The organism is Sphingobacterium sp. UBA7038 (assembly GCF_002494055.1).
In the GTDB taxonomy this organism is placed as follows: Bacteria; Bacteroidota; Bacteroidia; order Sphingobacteriales; family Sphingobacteriaceae; genus Sphingobacterium; species Sphingobacterium multivorum.
The window spans coordinates 91,600-111,481 of record NZ_DLAV01000015.1; the positions used below are offsets into that span (position 1 = coordinate 91,600).

12 protein-coding genes are annotated in these 19,882 nt (G+C 41.9%); 8 read left to right on the top strand and 4 right to left on the bottom strand.

Annotated elements, in window-relative coordinates; all coding sequences use genetic code 11:
* The first annotated feature begins 202 nt into the window (after positions 1-202).
* Both B3H30_RS09445 and B3H30_RS09450 read left to right on the top strand, forming a co-directional pair.
* Positions 203-1,264, top strand: a complete 1,062-nt coding sequence (locus B3H30_RS09445; protein WP_070568077.1) for a sensor histidine kinase — start codon at positions 203-205, stop codon at positions 1,262-1,264.
* Entirely contained in the window at positions 1,261-1,974 is a 714-nt protein-coding gene (locus B3H30_RS09450; protein ID WP_070568074.1) for a LytR/AlgR family response regulator transcription factor, read from the top strand. Before B3H30_RS09445 ends, B3H30_RS09450 begins: the two co-directional genes overlap by 4 nt.
* 13 nt (positions 1,975-1,987) lie before the next feature.
* Here B3H30_RS09450 and B3H30_RS09455 read toward each other — a convergent pair whose 3' ends face one another.
* Positions 1,988-2,227, bottom strand: a complete 240-nt coding sequence (locus tag B3H30_RS09455; protein ID WP_139145043.1) for a hypothetical protein — start codon at positions 2,225-2,227, stop codon at positions 1,988-1,990.
* Positions 2,228-2,487: 260 nt separating this feature from the next.
* Between B3H30_RS09455 and B3H30_RS09460 the strand changes: the two genes are divergently transcribed.
* Entirely contained in the window at positions 2,488-3,516 is a 1,029-nt protein-coding gene (locus B3H30_RS09460) for a sulfite exporter TauE/SafE family protein (RefSeq protein ID WP_070568068.1), read from the top strand.
* 136 nt (positions 3,517-3,652) lie between these two features.
* Positions 3,653-6,109, top strand: a complete 2,457-nt coding sequence (locus B3H30_RS09465; protein ID WP_286834021.1) for a PIG-L family deacetylase — start codon at positions 3,653-3,655, stop codon at positions 6,107-6,109.
* A 164-nt stretch (positions 6,110-6,273) separates the two neighbouring features.
* Here the strand turns inward: B3H30_RS09465 and B3H30_RS09470 are convergent, their stop codons facing one another.
* The 3 genes from B3H30_RS09470 to B3H30_RS09480 form a co-directional block, all read right to left on the bottom strand.
* The gene (locus tag B3H30_RS09470) at positions 6,274-7,041 is read right to left on the bottom strand and encodes a DUF4382 domain-containing protein (RefSeq protein ID WP_286766638.1); all 768 of its coding nucleotides are present in this window, start codon (positions 7,039-7,041) and stop codon (positions 6,274-6,276) included.
* A 136-nt stretch (positions 7,042-7,177) separates the two neighbouring features.
* Positions 7,178-7,588: a PA14 domain-containing protein gene (locus tag B3H30_RS09475; RefSeq protein ID WP_286834023.1), complete on the bottom strand. Its 411-nt coding sequence runs from the start codon at positions 7,586-7,588 to the stop codon at positions 7,178-7,180.
* Positions 7,589-7,620: 32 nt separating this feature from the next.
* Positions 7,621-9,468 (bottom strand): beta-N-acetylhexosaminidase, encoded by a 1,848-nt coding sequence (locus B3H30_RS09480; RefSeq protein WP_286834025.1) that lies wholly within the window; start codon positions 9,466-9,468, stop codon positions 7,621-7,623.
* 369 nt (positions 9,469-9,837) lie between these two features.
* Here B3H30_RS09480 and B3H30_RS09485 point away from each other — a divergent pair, with 369 nt between their 5' ends.
* The 4 genes from B3H30_RS09485 to B3H30_RS09500 all read left to right on the top strand — a co-directional run bounded on the left by B3H30_RS09485 (position 9,838) and on the right by B3H30_RS09500 (position 19,858).
* Complete coding sequence (locus B3H30_RS09485; RefSeq protein ID WP_115050421.1) at positions 9,838-13,833, top strand: hybrid sensor histidine kinase/response regulator transcription factor; 3,996 nt, start codon at positions 9,838-9,840, stop codon at positions 13,831-13,833.
* Positions 13,834-14,193: 360 nt separating this feature from the next.
* The gene (locus tag B3H30_RS09490; RefSeq protein ID WP_070568055.1) at positions 14,194-17,316 is read left to right on the top strand and encodes a SusC/RagA family TonB-linked outer membrane protein; all 3,123 of its coding nucleotides are present in this window, start codon (positions 14,194-14,196) and stop codon (positions 17,314-17,316) included.
* Position 17,317: 1 nt separating this feature from the next.
* On the top strand, positions 17,318-19,168 hold the full coding sequence (locus B3H30_RS09495) for a RagB/SusD family nutrient uptake outer membrane protein (RefSeq protein WP_115050423.1): 1,851 nt from the start codon (positions 17,318-17,320) through the stop codon (positions 19,166-19,168).
* 12 nt (positions 19,169-19,180) lie between these two features.
* Positions 19,181-19,858: a DUF3823 domain-containing protein gene (locus B3H30_RS09500; protein ID WP_115050425.1), complete on the top strand. Its 678-nt coding sequence runs from the start codon at positions 19,181-19,183 to the stop codon at positions 19,856-19,858.
* Positions 19,859-19,882 lie beyond the last annotated feature (24 nt).

The following is a 19,882-nucleotide window of genomic DNA, read 5'->3' on the forward strand; positions in this document are numbered from 1 at the left end:
CCGAAATTTGTAGGTGGGATTTTTTTTTTAGACCAACAGGTCTTGTTTTTATACAAAAGTCCAATTTAGGGGAACAGTGAAAAGGAACGTTAAAAATCATCTCCCAGTTTTGGTATAAAAAAAACAGGTCTTCGTATAAGAGATCGGATTCCTGCCAAGAAAAGCTTTATTTTTGTTATTTAGGTTAAAATCATTCTAATGCATGCAAGACTTCAATAATAGCATTGTTTTAAGGTATTTTACAGAAAATAAATTCAGGCCACTGCGACATGTGTTTTTTCTGATCGGTTTACTGTTGCTCTTTGCAAATGCAAATTCGAGTTCTCATTTTCAAGGGAGTTACCGGTTTTATTTTTCTATTATCCTATGGTTTGTATTCGTCTGCATGTTTTACGCCAATATGTATGTACTGATCCCAAAGTTTTTCTTTAAGGCCAAATATGAGTTATATGTCTTAGCACTGATATTGCTGGTAACAGCCAGTTTGCTGGTAGTCATGTACATTGCAAATTACATCTATTCCATTCATATTCCCGCTATAAAAAAACCGGAGTCGGACTCTATGGGGCTAATCGCCGCATTATTTATCTGTATTCCGATTATTCTGACCACCACGACATTTAAGCTTTTTAAACGTTGGTTGGAAGACAATAAGCGTATTTCTGAACTGAAAAACCTGGCTTTGACCACAGAGCTTGTTTCCTTAAAAAATCAGATTCAGCCACATTTTTTATTCAACATGCTGAACAACGTTAAAGCTTTAATTCGAAAAGATCCGAATATGGCTACCGAGGTCATCATGAAGTTATCAGATTTTCTAAGATATCAGTTGTATGAAAATAACGATGATAAGACACTTCTGAAGTCCGAAATCAACTTTATAAGCAATTTCCTGAAATTGGAGGAAATACGCCGCGATAACTTAAAAACGCGTATATCTTGCCCAATAGAATTGGAAAAAAAAGGTGTATTTCTACCGCCGCATCTATTTACGGCCTTTGTTGAAAACGCGATTAAACATAGTCTCAGCGCTGGTGATGCTGATACTTTCATCACAATCCATTTTTCTGAGACGGATCAGCAGCTTTGTTTTGAATGTGAAAATTCGAAAGATCCCGACAACTCATTTGTCCGAAGCAAATATAGCGGACTGGGATTGGCTAATGCCAAAAGACGACTGGATCTGCTGTATAGAAATGATTATGAACTTTCGGTGTCAACAACTGAGACATTATATAGCGTTAAACTTACTATTCCCTTATGAATTGCATTATTGTAGACGATGAACCCCTGGCTAGGGAGGAAATGAAAAATTTAATCGAAGAAATTTCGTCTATTCAGATAGTCGGTACATTTTCCAATGCGATATCGGCATTGGAATGTATTAAGACAAACCCGGTGGACTTGCTTTTTTTGGATATCGTGATGCCGACGGTCAATGGACTCGATTTTGCACAGTCTCTTCCAAATGACAAGCTGGTTATCCTGACGACTGCCTATGCGCAATATGCACTGAAAAGTTACGAATTGGATGCAATAGATTATCTGCTGAAACCGATTAATAAAGACCGCTTAGCCAAAGCGATCGATAAAGCAATGGCCTATAAAAAATTACTAGCGTTAAAAGAAAACCAAAGTACGGTTGAGAAGGCCAGTGAGGATGCACTTTTTATTAAATCGGATAGGAAATACTATAAAATTGCATTTACTGATATTCGCTTTATAGAAGCACTCAAAGATTATGTGGTTATCTATACCCGGAATAATAAACTGATTACTGCAATGAATTTGAAGACAATTCACCAGAAACTTCCGGTGAGCCTGTTTGCGCGTACCAGCAAATCCTATCTGATTAATTTATCGTTTATTGATTCTTTTGATAACCATACTGTTTACATCGATAAGTTTGAAATCCCGATTGGTGAGATTTATCGAGAATCTTTCTTTAAACAATATACCGGAGGGCTACTTTGATCGAATAGTTATCCTAGGCAACCACAAAGCGATCCAGAAAATCGACTTGGATACCATAACTACGTAGGAAATTTGTCAGATAGTCGACACAACACTCTTCTGTTTCGAACCGGAAAATAGCATCTTCATCATCAAGATCAACCGTGGCATCTTGTACTTGTGGAAGATGGGTTTTGACCAATTGCATCAAAAAATTTTTCTTGTCTTTGGTCTTCACAGAACTTTTAAAAATCAACACTTGCCTAACTTTCATCGCTACTAATTTATTTGCGTTCAAAATCATTTGATTCCCCAATCACCTGAGGTATCCTTACAAATCTATATTCTTCATTGCTTCACGCAACCTATATTATACGAAAGCATTTAGTTTTTATACAAAAACAAGGTTGAGCATTGAGCAGATGAATGGTGTAGATTATATGGAGGGCTAGGGATATCAATTCTAAATTTCTACAGAAAGTCGGTGCATTTTTGTCAGAGGCTACAGTGAAGTAGTTTTTTTGTTGAAATCCTATGATAAATTTAGTTGTCCTGTTTTTAAGTACCATAGTCGCTTTTTGGATCAGCGCCATATGTGGAGGGGGAGCAAGCCTTATTCTTATTCCTTTATTGAATTTTATGTTGCCTTCATCGTTAATTCCATTTTCGTTGACGATTGGTACGTTTACCAGCTCAGTATCGAGAATAATTGTTTTTAAGCGGCATATCAACTGGAAGATCTTTCTGTGGTTTGTACCGTTTTCAATTCCGGCTGTACTATTAGGTGGATATCTGATTAAATATATAGAACCTTCCTATTTGCAGTTGATTGTTGCTTTTTTCCTCATGGGAAATATCCCTCAATTGTTTAAATCAAAAAATGCAGCGTTATCTTCGGAAAGTAAGTGTTCGAAATCTTTTTTGGCAATTATAGGTTTTCTTTCGGGCTTTATTTCAGGAATTACAGGTGCAATCGGCTTGTTGTTCAATCGGTTTTATTTGAAAATGGGGCTTTCCAAAGAGGAGATTATTGCCACCCGTGCTGCAAATGAAGTGTTTTTACATCTCGTAAAACTTATTATTTATATTATTTTAGGTCTGTATTCTAAGGCAGCGCTGGGACTGGGCCTGGCAATTGCCGTTGCAACAATAGTCTCATCATTTACTGTTCAGTTTATATTACCCTACCTCAGCGACCAGGTATTTAAAAAAATAGGTTATGGTGCTATGGTGGTTTCAGGGGCGATATTGCTGGCAGGTAGTTCGCGTAAGATTGTCGATCAGAATGACGTGCTGATAGCCTTAGATCGCACGAAGAATAAAACTGAAATTGCATTGAGCTGGCGAGACACAAATTTTGTCTTGGAATTTAGTCAGACGCATGGCTTAGAACTCGAACGATCTATTCACTGGACTGGTTTACCACTCAAACTTCAGCAAAAGTATTTTGCCCTTAGCAAAAAACATAATAGTATCTATATCGAAAAGGTTATACGTTTTAGAAGGAAGGCTAGTTATGAATTTTACTGTCATAAAGAAGGTGTGTTAACACGATTGGATTAAATTGTCTCTTGCCTTTTTATTTTAAAATGCTTATTTCTACTGGTTTTAAAGTGTATTGATATATAATCTATCTATTTAGTAGATTATTGAAAAATATTCCTATATTTGAACCGAAGAATTATTTAGCAGGAAGGATATGGCAATGGAATTTTTAGCACAACAGGTACAAACGCAGCATTTAAATCAAGCTTTTTCAAGTAAAAAACAAATGATGATGCGCGGGCTATCTATGCTTAAAATTTCGGATCGTGTTTTATATACCGGTGCCCATCCAGACGATGAAAACAATAAATTATTGACATTTCTAGCGCAGGATCAGGTGGTCGATACTGCCTACCTTTCTGTTACGCGAGGTGAGGGAGGACAGAATTTTATAGGTAGAGAAAAGGGATTGGATCTGGGGGTACTTCGGGTGCAGGAGTCACTTGCGGCACGTGAAATTGAGGGAACAAAACAGTTCTTTACACGGGCAAAGGATTTCGGCTTTGCAAAATCAGTCGATGAGACGTTGGCGCGATGGGATGAAAATGGTGTACTGGCAGATATGGTATGGACTATCCGTTATTTTCGTCCCACTGTAATTGCAACGCGATTTTCGCCGAATGTCCCTGACTCGCATGGGCACCATCAGGCCTCAGCAATCCTAATGGCGAAAGCTTTTGATCTGGCCGCTGATCCAACAGCTTACAGCGAACAGTTAGCAGAACTAGCACCTTGGCAAGCTCAGCAATTGCTGTGGAATGTATATCAGGAGAGTGGTGTTAAAGATATTGGCGGAGAAGTAACACCTTTGCCAGCATATATTTCTTTGGATATTCCTATAAGACATGGCTCTTTTGACTTACATTATGGTGAAATTGCAGCAGAAAGTCGTAATCGACATCGTTCTCAGGCCATGGGAAGTTTGGCGCAGCATCACTCTAGTATCGAGTATTTTGAAGTATTAAAAAGTGCATCGATCAATTCAGAGGCTGTGAATACTATTTTTACGCATTGTTCAGTGCAAGATTCTTATGCAAATGTATTCAATCGGTTGGTGGATGACCTTATCGCAAAATGTGAGTCTGATACGGCAGAGCTTACATTGGAGCTTGCTTCGATTTTATTTTGGATGAAGATCGTTCCCGAAGATAATATTATTCATAAAAAACGAGCTGAGGTAGAACGTCTGCTACTTGATTTTGCTGGTGTCTCCTTAGAAGTACAGGCTTCTAACGCCCTATGGGTGCCGGGAACCGAGGTTAATATGATCTTGCATGCGCATATTCCAGTGGAGTCTAATTTGCAGTTGACAGCGGTAAATGTTCCTTTTATAAGGGGGGCAAGGCAAATAGATCTTCCCTCGTCTCCATCGAAAATGATCCATTTGAATGGTCAGCTTCTTGATACAATTTTACCTTCTTTTCCAACTTGGCTTAATGCTAATGGTGACGCACATAATTATACACCAGAATCGTCTGCTGATGTTGTATTGACACAATATGGGACCGAATTGTTGGTTCATCTGGAACTGGAATTTGCCGGCTTACCGATCGCGATTAAGCTTCCTGTAAGACATGCAGGTAGTCTCGTTGTCGTAGCTCCCCCGGTAACAGCAGCATTTGATTCGGATATCGTTGTGCTGTCTAAAGCGACCCAACGTTTAGTTGCTTTGGAGCTGCAATCCAATATAGCCGAATCCTTACCTTTTAAAGTGAGGTTAACGCTTCCGGACGGATTGAGCGCATTTCCGAAAGAAATTGATCTCAACATCGCAGGTAATGCAGCGGAAAAACTTTATTTTGAGTTGAGTTCAGCAGCATCACAGGAAGAGATTCAAGAGATTGGATTTGAGATTGAGACCAGTTCAGGTATATATCCGTTCACAGCTAAAAGTATTGTTTATCCGCATATTAACAAAGTAACTTACTTTCCCAAGGGAATACTACGGGTGCTGAACTTGCCAGTGAATATTACGGCCCGGAAAGTTGCTTATATTTCGGGGATGAATGATGAACTTGGAGGGAGCTTGTGCCAACTTGTTGAGCAATTGGATATTATTCCATTTGAGTCCATTGGTGAAATAAATCTCTTCGATTTTGATGCAGTGGTCCTGGGAGTACGGATTTACAATACTCATCCCTTAATTGCGGAATTTCATCAGCTTTTCCGTGACTATGTGGAGCAGGGCGGTGTATTGATAGGGCAGTATAATACGCCATATGATTTGCATTTGACTGAGGTTGGGACTTATCCTCTAGCTGTTTCTCAGGAAAGAATTACAAATACAGAAACCCGCATTTCATTTTTGGACCCATCCCATCGTATATTGAACTACCCCAATTTAATTGGGCAGCATGATTTTCAAAATTGGGTGCAGGACAGGGCACTTTTTTTACCGCAAAAATGGAGTGCAGACTTTGAACCAATACTACGGGGGCAAAACGCAAATAATCAGCATGAAGATGGTTTGTTGCTGCTTCGCAAAACAGGAAAAGGTTATTATATTTACAATAGTTTGTCTCTATTTAGACAACTGCCTGCAGGAGTAGCGGGAGCATATCGTCTTTTTGCCAATATGCTTTCACTTTCATCAGTCTCAGATACTTATTGATCAATAAGTGTTGTAGGCGAGATGATCTAAAAATTGAATCAACACATTTTCGTGGATGGATTAGAAGACCGCTACAATTAAAATGCCCCAAATAGTTACCACTATTTGGGGCATGTCCAATTTTACGATAGGTTTCTTATCAGATACTTTAATCCGATTGTATGTTATTGTACAGAAATAATTCCTAAATCTTTCACACTTCCTTTGGCCACTTGTACGCCTTCAATGCTTTTGTTCATGTAACCAGCTACCGAAGGTTCGACAACAATCTTGTAAGTGCCTTCAGGCATTCCAGGAAAGTAAAACTTTCCGGCTGAGTTTGCCAACGTACCTACAGTATCTACACCGGTAATAGCAAATACATTGGCTTGTGATTCCGCAGGACTAACTGTGCCGGTGATTGCTCCAGATGTGGCCACTGGGATGGCGCGAATAACGGGTTTAAGAAGATATTGATCGTTGCCCGTCTTTACAATCGATTTTGACGCATCAAAATCCAAAAGAAGTGTGTACGCTACATCCGGAATTAACTCATCTTGTACTTTAAGTTTAACGCCAGAGGACTGTCCGCTAGGTGTTTTTAGCGGATGTACAACGCCATTGACCCAGATTTCATTTCCTAAGTCATTAAGTTTGAGCCGAATTTCTTGGATCATACCAGATGGAACATCCTGCCCGGCGATGACGGTATCTTTTCCCATTGTATAATTCAAAATATTAAATGGATCGGCGGCGACATCTATCGTTGTGCTACCCGAAGTAGTTCGGATCTCGATCGCATCGATGTGAAGATTGATCGCGTCATAGTAACCTGGAGCATCCGTAATTTTTACTGTGACAGGTGTTTTTTGTGAGGAGGGACCATCATTTTTGCTGCAGCTGCCGAACAACACCAGGGTCGCTAGAGCAAGGAGAATAAAGTTCTTTTTCATAGTTAGTAACATTATGGTTACAGCTACGCAAAACTTATGCCATTCTATAAATAAAACAAAGTCCTTAGGCCCGAAAAAAAATAACCCCAGATGGAATTGACCATACTGAGGTTGTTTCTATACTTCATAATGATTATTAATCCTTTTTATGGAAAAAGGACTCTTTGGGAATATCAATTACCTTTGAATCATTGAGACTGTATTGAAGTTTTAGCGTAAATCCGCCTCCAGCTTCAAGGAAATCTACAGCAATTGGATGGTAGCCTGGTTCTAAAGCAATCTGTCCACTTTTCATAATCGGTGCATGCTGCCCGTCATTATTGACGACGAGCTGATCATGTATCCGCAAGACACCGCCATCATCGCAGGTGAAGTAGAAATTATAGATTCCTTTTTCCTTGACATAGATATATCCCCGTATTTTTGCACCAAATGAAGGCATTTTGATGGTATCGCTTAAAGCGACATTGCTGATCACTTCCTGGCGTACTTCGGGCCCTGTAATGGCCGAAGTGTTGGCAAAAGTTCCATTGAAAAGTGTTGCCATAAGCCCTGGGGCTATGCTATTTTCATTGGGTTTTACGCTCTTTTTCCAGGTATCATTTTTAAAATCAACCTGATAAGTTCACTTTTTGCACCGGAAGAGGAGATTGTTGCAAAACGAATTGGCCCTTCTTTTTTAACCACGAGCGAACCGTTCAATACTGGGCTCTGCTGTGTTGGAAGGCTACCATCCGTTGTATAGTGTATTTGATTCTGTGGAAGTTCATTTACAACCTTTAGAACAGATTGTCCGTCAACAATAACCTGTGTTTCGGCGAATCCTGTGAGGTCTGGCATACGATAGCGTAAACCCATTTTGTTCCAAAGTCCAAAGTGCGCAATTACTCGATTTCTATAGCTATCATACAGCGGTTTGTTGGTCCATACACGTTCTGATAAAGCGCTTAACCGCGGGAGAATCATAAACTCCAACCGGGCGGTGGAAGGAATCATTTCTGTCCAGATATTGGCCTGAGCACCTTGGATCAGCGGTGCTTTTTGGCTGGAAATATCCGTAGGTACGACATTCATATTGTACACGGCATCCAGACTGCTGCTATTGGGTAAATAATCAAAATATAGCGGGTTTGTAGGTGTCATAACGACCCGGTGACCACGGTTTACAGCTTCTATCGGTGCATTTTTTACCCAACCACGCCAGTACATCACCATCATGCTCGTGTCTGAACTACCGTCTAATATTTCATCCCAACCAATGCTCTGTTTATTTTTTGAACGAATAAAACTGTTTACTCGTTTGACGAAATAACTTTGAAGATCATGTAAGTTCGCTATTTGCTTTTCTTTCATAAAAGCTTGAGCCGCTGCTGATTTTGACCAGGAGTCTTTTTCGACCTCATCGGCTCCGATGTGAATATAATGCGAAGGGAATAAGTCAATAATTTCGCCTAGTACGTTCTCAACAAAGGTATAGCTGCTCTCTTTCCAGGGGCTGATGGGGACAGAAAATTGCTTTCCCCAGCCCGCGGATTGGCTGTCCAATAGGAGTTCAGGATAGGCCTTGGTAGCCACCATCATATGTCCGGGCATGTCTATTTCAGGAATAATTTCTATCTGGCGACTGGCCGCATAGGCAACAATGTCCTTGATATCTTGTTGTGTATAGAAACCACCATATTCTTCCTTTCCGTTTGTTGTGCGGATCAATTCCTTCGGTAGATTAAAGTCGGGGTTCTCTTTGGCTTTCACAAAGCAGGCCGAATCTTGGTTGTTATAAGTACGCCAAGCCCCCTGTTCTGTTAGTTTAGGGTATTTCTTGATTTCTATGCGCCAGCCTTGATCGTCAGTTAAGTGCAAGTGAAATTTGTTGAACTTATAGGTTGCAAGCAGATCAATGAATTTATAGATATAATCTTTTGGAAAGAAGTGGCGGGCTACATCGAGCTCAACACCGCGCCATTTGAAAGCGGGCTGATCTTTTACGGTTACATAGGGAAGAGCAAACTTACCTGTTGTTCCCGAAAGTAGATACAATTGCTGGACTGTCTGTAAACCATAAAATGCGCCCTTTTCTGAAGAAGCGATGATTTGTATACCTTTTTGATCTATCTTCAATTCATACGCTTCATTTGAGAGGCCCTGGACTTTGATCAATTGCAGCGTGGCGTTTGTCTTCTTCACGCTTTTTTTGTTCAGTTGACCGAATAGCGATTGGTTGATCCATGCCGGCAGTGACGTAGAAGAAAATGCTGGATCAATAGCGTAGCCCAATTCTTGACCATTTAGCTGAAAAAGGCCCGGCCCGGCTTCCAGCTGTTGAGGAAACGGAATAAGTTGAGGAAGTATGTTTTTTTGTTGTGCAAAACTTAATGTCGGCAGGTACAGGGCACAGGATACAAGTAAGGTTGAGAAGATTTTATTCATAAATGTGTTTTTTGTGATTCACAAGTAGTTTTAGATTTTGCTGCAATATACCAATATTTCGGGTATCGGCCGGCAATTTTGGTTGATCTGTACTTCTTAGCATTATAAGCAAAGCATTTCTCCTAATATTGTTATAAATGTTTGTTCGACATTTATATATTTATTCTTATCTTTAACTTGAAAATAACCTGTATTTGAATAGGCCTATAGTATGTTTATATCTTGAATATTTTCATTGCATAATTATTTTACTGCTGTTTTAAACAAGATCGTAAAAAGTTGCCTGTGGGTTAACTGCTTTGATATTTTGCAGAGAAGCCTTTCAATAAAGTAGGTTGGTGTTGTTAATTTATTGGTGGTGGTAGAGCTATGAAAAATTTTCTTATTAGCATTGTTTTCTTTTGTCAGTTGGCCCACGTTTATGGACAGCCTAATCGCGTCCATTTTTTCTCCCTTCAAGATGGTCTGACCAATCAGCAGGTGCTGGATATTGTGCACGATGATGACGGATTTATGTGGATAGCCAGCGAGCTGGGATTGAACCGGTATGCAGGGAAGTCTTTTAAATCATTTTATGCAACAGACAAGCCGGATGGGTTATCGGTCAATAGTAATGAAATCAATACCTTGCTTTATACCGACAAGAAATTGTATATCGGAACGCGGTCCAATGGCCTGAATGTACTTGACTTACGTACAAATAAATTTAGCTATTACACACATGACGGTACTAATCCGAAATCCATCGCGACAAATGATATAACCGATATGATTGAAGGGAAAGATGGAAAACTGTGGCTGGCCACCTATCATCAAGGTGTACAGCATTTCGATCCAATAACCAAAGAGTTTAATCATTTCAATAAGAAAAATTGTCCCGGACTTCCCGAGAATAGTGTTTGGTCTTTAGCTGAAGATCGCAGTAACATGCTTTACATTGGGCATGTAAATGAAGGCCTGACAATTTTGGATCCCGCCCGTCGGTCACTGAAACGATTGACTAATCAGAATACATTGGGTAAACTTCCTGATAATGAAATTAAAGTGTTGTTTTGCGATCAGGGGGGGAATGTGTGGATTGGAACCCGTAAAGGGTTGGCTGTATATCATCCGGCTTCAGGTCAATTACAGCAAGTCCCTTTGGCAGGATTAGCAAAAAATGGGAATGAACCTTTTGTCTACGCAATCAAGGAAATTGGCAATACCTTATGGATAGGAGGCGAGTCGTCGCAACTATTTTTGTTGCAGCCGAAATATACGTTTGATAAACGTTTTGAAGGCGTCCAGCACATACAGCTTTTTGATCTTGGCAAAGGTAATAATACCATGGTCCAGCATATCACTCCGGATCGGTTCGGAAATATTTGGCTGGCGTTATATGGTGGAGGTGTAGGGGTTGTTTCGCATATGGCTCCTTTTTTTAGTGTTTTTCCTTCAGACAATATGTTACCTGACCGATTGGCAACAGTGAGTAATGTATTAACTGGTGAAAATCGGACTCGACTGGTAACTGAGGGCTCGGGTATAGTAGAAATGAATGCTGGAGGCCGTTTGTTGGGACAAATTACCCAAAAAAACGGATTGCCCGACGATTTTATACTTACGGCATTTAAGGATCGGCATCAGCATGTATGGATGGGATTGCGGAAGGGCGGGATTGCTGTCCAATATGCTGGATCTTCCGATTGGCATATGATCGATTTAGGGGAGTCTGTGACCGAAGTTCGTGCGATATATGAGGATCATTTGGGGCACATTTGGATTGCTGCCCATCAAGGTCTTTTTATATACGATGGAGTGGCACACCATGTTCAAAAGCTTCTGATCAATAAGCCTATGCTTGGTGATTATGCACCGCGAACGCTAGTGGAAGATGGTCAGCACAATATGTGGGTAGGAACTTATGGGCAAGGACTCTATGTATATAATTCCGACCGTAAACTGCTTCGTAAGATGGACAATAAGAGTGGATTGCGCAATAATACAATCAATCATTTGCTACGCGATAGAGATAATAATATTTGGATCGCTACAAACCACGGATTGGCCATGCAGGATGCAGGTAAGAAAATCGGTGATCTCGCAGTATTGTTACCCCCGGAAGGTAATGCTTGGCTGTTTGTCAATGGAGTTGCTGAGGATCATACCGGAAATATTTGGTGCGCAACCAAATCGGGGATGTTGCGCTATGTCCCGCAAGAGAGGCGTTTTCTCCACTACGACCAATCCTTTGGTTTACCCTTGGGTGGCTTTATCAACGGAAGCGTTGGAAAGGATGCAGAAGGACGCCTGTATTTTGGGATGCAAGAAGGGATGTGTTATTTCAATCCCACAGCTATTCCATCCGATTTACCTAGTTCACCTGTAAGTGTGAGCCGATTTATTGTTTTTCAATCGAGCGAATCCAATGCGCAGGTTGATAAATATCCGTCGGGCACAAAGACTATCACGCTCAATTATGAGGAAAATAGTTTTCGCATCGAACTTGCTGTCATGGATTTTGCTTTGGATGGATTGGTCGAATTTGGGTATCATTTGGAAGGACTCAATAATGACTGGATTTTTTTGGGCAATGAGACAAGCCTCGATTTTCGTAATATTCCCTATGGTGAGCACGAGCTGCTCATTCGTACGCGAATGAAAAACGGTCAGTGGTCGCAAGAGTATCAACGGCTGCTGATTAACATCGCGCCACCCTTTTATTTGAGCTTACCTGCTAAGGCATTTTATATGCTACTCGTGCTTCTAATTGGATATGTGATTATATCCTTTTATTTCAAAAGGATGAAAGCCGAATCGGAACTCAAACTTAAAGAACGGCAACATTTACAAGACGAACAGCTGCATGCCGAGCGGATGAACTTCTATACGCATATTACCCATGAATTACGTACACCCCTGACGTTGATCCTGGGTCCCCTTGAGGATCTGTCGCAAGAAAAGCAGCTTGCTGAGAAACACCGTGCGTTGGTTCAGACGGTTCAGAAAAGTGCCAATAGACTTTTCACATTGGTCAACCAGCTTTTGGAGTTTCGGAAGGTAGAATCGCAATTTAAACCCTTTGTTCCCGAAGCAGGATCCTTGGGCGAAATGCTCGCCGATCTGACACATAAATATAAAACATTGAATCACAAACCTGGTCTTCGCGTATCGTCCGAGCTCCCTGCCGAGGATATACGTACGTCGTTTGATGCAGAAATTGTGCAATTGATTGTCGACAATCTATTGTCGAATGCGTATAAATACACAGCGTCGGGCTATATTAAACTAAGCCTGCGCTACGAAGGTGCAGATCTAAATCATTGGGCCATATTGTCTGTAGAAGACACGGGGGTTGGTATTGCCGAAGAAGATATTGAGCGGATTTTCAAAAAGTATTATCAGATTCCAGGCACAGGTACGCAAGGTACAGGAATTGGCCTTGCTTTGGTCAAGGAACTAGTTGCAATACATCATGGAAAGGTAGAGGTAAGTAGTACGTTTGGGCTAGGCACTACATTTACGGTCAAGCTAAAAGTAGATCAAGTTGTCGCACAAGAAAGCGAACCGCCCACGGCTTCGCAGCGCCCCCTGATTCTACTGGTCGAGGACGATTCGGAGCTCAGGGAGTATCTGGGAACTACCCTGCAAAGGCATTATGATGTGGTACTTGCTGAAAATGGAGCTGCGGGCTATAAAACGGCGATGGCACGAATACCTGATCTGGTGATCAGTGATATTATGATGCCCGATATGGATGGCTTTGAGCTGGTACAGCAGCTCAAACAGGAACGCAGTACAAGTCATATTCCACTGCTACTATTGACGGCGAAAAACACCGATGCAGACCGGCAACGGGGCTATGATCTGGGGATAGACTCCTATCTGATCAAACCTGTTACGGCAGCTTTACTCTTCAAACGTATCGACAACCTATTGAGCCGACAGAAACAGATCAATGAACTGATTTTGGAAAGTTTAAACAGCAAATCACCCTATTCAGATGATTATACCGAGCAAAAACCTCCTGAGGAGCTGTGGCGGGAAAATGAATTTGTTCAGGATTTTATGCAGATTGTCGAGCAGCATATGCAGGATGAAGTATTGGACGCTGCTGCCCTTGCTGACCGAATGAATATGAGTCAGTCTACCTTATACCGCAAGTTGAAGGGGATCACAGGTAAAAATATCAATCAGCTGGTTCGCAAGATACGTATCCATAAGGCTGCGGATCTACTTCGGACGGGGAAATATAATGTGACTGAAGTGTCGTTTATGGTCGGAATCAATAGTGCAATTTATTTTCGGCAGTGCTTTAAGGAAGAGTTTGGCCAGCTACCTTCCGAATACCAACGAGCCGACAATAAGATCCGGGTAACGTATTAAAAGAATACACAAACGCTCATAATGCCCCTGCTACTCCTCCGTGGCGAGGGGCATTTTTTTTCGCATAAAACAGCCTCCTCATGGCAGACCGATAAAGCAGGCTCAGGTTTCATCAAACAGGAAATATGCCTTAAATATATTATAAAAGCTGTTTTTGACTGAAAATTATATGATTTTTGACGGATTTGTATATGATGTAATGCTGCAAAATGGGCTAAGTTTGAGGTATTATCCAATTATAAAATCTAGGTAGGGGTGGCAACGATGCAAAAGAAATAACCAAAGTAGACCATAGTTTACCATCATATTGTCTTGTCCGGCTAGATTGTATTATTTACTGTTTAATTCGTATTTAAATTTATGAAAAACTTAAAGATTGCTTCTTTTTACACCATGTTGAGTGTGATGCCAACATTGCTGTATGCGCAGGAGAAGGTTACGGGACAAGTTTTCAACAAAGCAAACGAGCCTATCGTTGGTGCGAGTGTACTCCTTCTAGAAGGGGGAAAGGGAACCTCAACAGACAAATCGGGGAAATTTGAGCTGAATGCCAACAAAGGAACGCTCGTTGTGTCATTTGTTGGATATAAGACTCGCCGAGTTCCATTGGATGGAACAACAAATTTAAAAATCCAGCTCGAGGCAGATGAAAATGTTTTGGAGGATGTCGTCGTTGTTGGTTATGGTAAACAGTCCAAACGTAATATTACGGGGGCAGTAAGCAATATTAAATCAGAGGATATTGTACGGTCATCATCGACGACAACTGCTGGGGCTTTGGCAGGAAAGGTGCAGGGGATCTCCGTGCGTGCCAAAGACGCGCGTCCCGGTCGTGGTGCAGCGATTGAAATCCGGAATATGGGCTCGCCATTATATGTAATTGATGGGGTTGCCTACGGAGGTCAGGAAGGTACGGACTGGGTCGGTACACAGAATGGCTCCGGAGCAGATATCTTCAACTCGCTAAATCTCGAAGATATTGAGAGTATCTCTATTTTGAAAGATGCCGCAGCGGCAGTATATGGATTCCGTGCTTCTAGAGGTGTTGTACTTATTACCACCAAAAAAGGAGCAAAAGGAGAAAGTGCAAAAATCAATATTAATGGCTACCAAGGCTGGCAGAATTTGACACGTTTTCCGACCATGGCAAACGCGAAACAATACACGCGTGGATTGGTTGAGGCTGCGCAGAATGAAAACCGCGATCCGAAGACGGTTTATACGCCCGAGGAGTTGGCTAAATGGCAGGCTGGAACAGAGCCTGGCTACCAAGGCTATGATTATTATGATATGGTGATCCGTAAGAATATCCCACAGCGATACATCAATGCCAATGTCACCGGTGGAAGTGAAAAATCAAATTATTTCCTGTCATTGGGCCACCTCAATCAGGATGCAATGATCAAGGATTTCAATTATAAGCGAACCAATTTTCAGGCCAATATGGAAGCTGAGGTACTCAAAGGACTTACAGTGGGTACACAGATTTCAGGAAGACATGAGGGAACCCAGGATGTTGGCTTACCAGGTGGAGATGGCTACTTCTCCTCGATTTTGGCTATTATGAAAAATAGACCGACGGTAGGCCCTTATGCAAATGACAATCCAGAGTATATCAATCATACAAATGATTTTCCCTATAACCCGGCGCTCTTTAGTCGCGATATCGCCGGCTATAAAGACAATAAATACCTTGCTGGAAACGTGAATCTCTTTGCGGCCTATAAGACAAATTTTGGTTTGTCGGCAAAGGGAACTGTTTCTTACAATTATACCAATAATAAATTTGAAGGCTTCCAATATACCTATGATGTATATCGATACGAAAATAATGCCTATAAGCGAACTGGCGGAAGTGATGCTGGCTGGCGTTACGATACCACGAGGGAGATTGTTTCTCGGTTTGCGCAGTTCCAGATCGATTATAACAAGCAGATCGGCGATCACACTTTCGCAGGAATGTTAGGCTATGAGCGCTCAGACTGGGACCGGACGTATAAAGCGTTGGGCGCAAATCCTTCGAACAATTATATCCCGTTGTTGAGACTGTCGGAGCTCAATAGTTTGGCCGATGAATGGGCTTACGAGGCTCGGGCTGGATATATTGGCCGTATCAATTACAACTACAAGGGCAAGTATCTTCTGGAAGTTCTGGGCCGTTATGACGGGTCCTTTAAATATTATGAGGGTAAACGCTGGGGATTGTTTCCAGGAGCATCAGTAGGTTGGCGTATTTCGGATGAGGGGTTCTTCAAGCCTTTGAAATCCGTCGTGAGTGACCTTAAAATCCGTGCTTCGATCGGGCAAACCGGACTTGAAGAGGGTGTGGGAATGCATGATTACCTTGCCGGATATAATTGGGCGGCTGGAAGTGCTGTCTTAGACGGAGCCTATGTACCCGGGGTACAGCCAAGAGGTTTACCAGTGCGCAACCTCTCCTGGGTTAAAAATACCAATTATAATATGGGGGTCGATGCAACCTTGTTGAATAATAAGCTGACATTGACGGCGGATATCTTTAAAATTATCCGTACTGGATATCCTGGAAAACGATACGATGTCCTATTACCAGCTGAAATCGGTTATGACCTTCCCAATGAAAACCTCGGTAAGAACGGCTATTATGGTGCGGAAGGTATCATTACTTATACCGATAAGGTCGGTGAACTTAACTATGTTGTCAGTGGGAATATGACTTTTTCACGTTATCGTGACCTAGAAACCTATAAGCCTCGTTTCAGTAATTCGTGGAATGAATACCGTAACTCGATTGAAGACCGCTGGGGTGGCGTATGGTGGGGATACCAAGTTGTCGGAAGATTTCAGTCGGAAGAAGAGATCCGTAACCATCCGATCAATAATGATGGTCAGAACAATAGGACACAACTTCCTGGTGATCTGATTTATAAAGATGTAAACGGCGACGGTGTTATCAATGATATGGATCAGCGTCCGATCGGTTATCCGACAGGTTGGGCACCGATGATGAGCTTCGGTGGCCGGATAGGACTTGACTGGAAGGGTATCAACTTAAATATTGATTTGGCCGGTGGTGCGGTGCAATCCTGGTTTCAGGATTATGAGTTACGTAATGCCTTCCATGGTGGTGGTAATTCTCCAGCCTACCTGCTGGAAGATAGATGGCATCGCAAAGACCCTTATGATCCAAACAGCGAATGGATTCCGGGACGCTACCCTGCGATTCGTAACGGCAACTCGGGTCCCAATAGTCGAAACAGTGATTTTTGGTTGACCAATGTGCGTTACCTCCGAGTCCGCAACCTGGAGGTTGGATACAATCTGCCAAAAGCATGGATTCAAAAGATTAAGGCCGAAAAAATACGGTTCTATATCAATGCTTCAAACTTGATTTCGTTTGACAATGTCAAAGACTACCAGATTGATCCCGAGATCGAAGCGAGAGCAGCAGTAGTATATCCACAGCAAAGGGTATTTATGGTTGGATTTAATATGACTTTTTAACATGAAACTACGATTTAAACTTACCTACATAGGCGTTGCTTTATTGACCTTGTCCTCGTTGAGCAGCTGCAATCACGACGATTGGTTTGACCGGGATTCAAAATCATTGATTACCGATGCACAGCTTTGGAATGATCCGAAACTGTTGACTTCACTCGTCGCCAATTATTACGATAGAATGCCAACGTTACATGGTGTTTTCAATACAGGAGGAATGACCGAATTGGATGATGCGATGTGGTCGGGACATCGCGATCAAAACTGGCGTAACGATTACCAATTTGGTGACGATTACGGTCGCTATTGGGACTATGGACTTATTCGGGATCTGAATCTTTCCCTAGAAAATATCGATCAGTTCAGTACACAATTGTCTGATGCACAACGCAAGCAGTATAAAGCCGAATTACGCTTCATCCGCGCTTTTGTTTACTTCGAACTCGTCAAACGCATGGGAGGGGTTCCGATTGTCACTACGCAACTTATCTATGACTTTAGCGGCGATCCAACACCATTGCAGGTGGCACGTGCCAAAGAGTATGAAGTCTACGATTTTATTTACAAAGAACTGGAAGAGATCAAGGAAGATCTCGCCGTCTATAATGCCAGTAAGACCAGAGCCAACAAGTATACGGCATTAGCTTTGGAAAGTCGGGCAATGCTTTATGCGGCATCCATCGCGAAATATAATAATCTGATGGCCTCACCGATAACGACTGCAGGGGGAGAAGTGGGAATTCCTGCCAATATGGCTACTGGGTATTATACCAAGTCGCTGGCTGCCTCCAAGGAAATTATGAACGGTCCCTATGCGCTTTACAATGAGAATGCCGATAAAGGTGCCAATTTTTATGATATGCTCAATAAGAAAACTGGTGCTGAGGTCATCTTTGCAAAGGATTTTGTAACGAGTTTAAAAGTTCACCGATTTGCTTATGACAATATCGTCAGAAGTCTGACCGAAGACAATGAGTCGTCATCGACGATTTCGCCTTCATTGAGCCTTGTAGAAAGTTTTGATTATCTAGACGGTAGCAAAGGTACATTACATGATAAAAACGGCGCAGGAAATTACGTAGCCTACCAAAATATCAACGATATTTTTGCAAATAAAGATGCCCGTTTGTTTGGAACGGTGATTTATCCGGGAACTTCATTCCGCGGACGTGCTGTAAGTATTCAGGCTGGAGTGGCAACTTGGGGGGCAAATGGAGCCTACCAGTTTACTGCAGCACCACAACTGGGACAGAATTATGCGAGTGGTGGTTTGTGGACCGGCTTTGATGGACCGCTTTATGATGCACAGGACGTCAGCAACACCGGTTTCTATATCCGGAAATTTGTCAGTGATGCGCCGGCGGCCAGCACACGTGGTACATCAGCTGCTAACTGGTGGCCGTGGTTTCGTCTGGGTGAAATTTATCTCAACGCGTCAGAAGCTGCATTTGAGCTGGGGCAGACTGTAGATGCAAGAACTTATGTCAATAAGTTGCGGGAAAGAGCAGGATTTCCGGCCAATAGCATCAGTAATCTAACGATGGATATCATCCGCAACGAGCGTCGTGTTGAACTTGCCTTCGAAGATCATCGTTACTATGATCTTAAAAGATGGCGTATTGCACATTTGGTGTGGGACGGATCTGAAAATGATCCCAACGCGGTTGTATATGGACTATATGCTTATCGTGTCGTGCGCCCAGGGCATGCCGATGACGGTAAGTATATCTATGAACGGGTAAGACCTGCGCGTTTCAGAAAGGCACGCTTTTTCCGTATGGCCAATTATTATGCATCCATTAGTCAGGATGTCATCAATAAAAATCCTAAAATAGTTAGAAATCCATTCCATTAATCTAATTGAACCATGAAAATAAAATTTTTAAGCTTATTGGTAGCTTTTGCAAGTCTACTCGTTGTAGGTTGTGAATATGATAATTTTGAAGCTCCAAAATCAACCCTTTCAGGACGCGTTGTTTATGAGGGGAAGGCAATTGGCGTTCGGAATAACGGCCCTCAATTGGAATTATGGCAGGATGGGTACCCGCTTCGCTCAGCAATACCCGTATATTTTGATCAGGATGGCTCTTTTTCTGTTAGTCTTTTTGATGGCGAATACAAATTGGTGCGGAAAGGAGATTCACCATGGCTGCAACAGGCAACTGATACGGTTTTGGTACAAGTGAAGGGGAATACGACCATTGATGTACCTGTAACACCCTATTTTACGGTGACAAACGAGTCTTTTCAAAAAAATAATAACAGTATTTCGGCTAACTTTACGGTGAACAGAATAGTAGGTACGGCAAATTTGGAGTTTGTGCGTCTTTACCTCGGTAAATCTGTCTTGACAGATCAGGTACAACGCGAGCTACGTGTGGACGCCAATTTGGCTAACATTGCTTTCGGTCAACCGACGAGGATTGTCGGAGAGTTGCCGGACAATTTGAAAAACCTCGATTATGTGTTTGCCCGAATAGGGGTGAAAGCTACGGTATCGGGAGATTACTACTATACTGCCGTTCAAAAAATAGCTTTAAAATAGGTGCTGACGACAAGTTAAATGGTC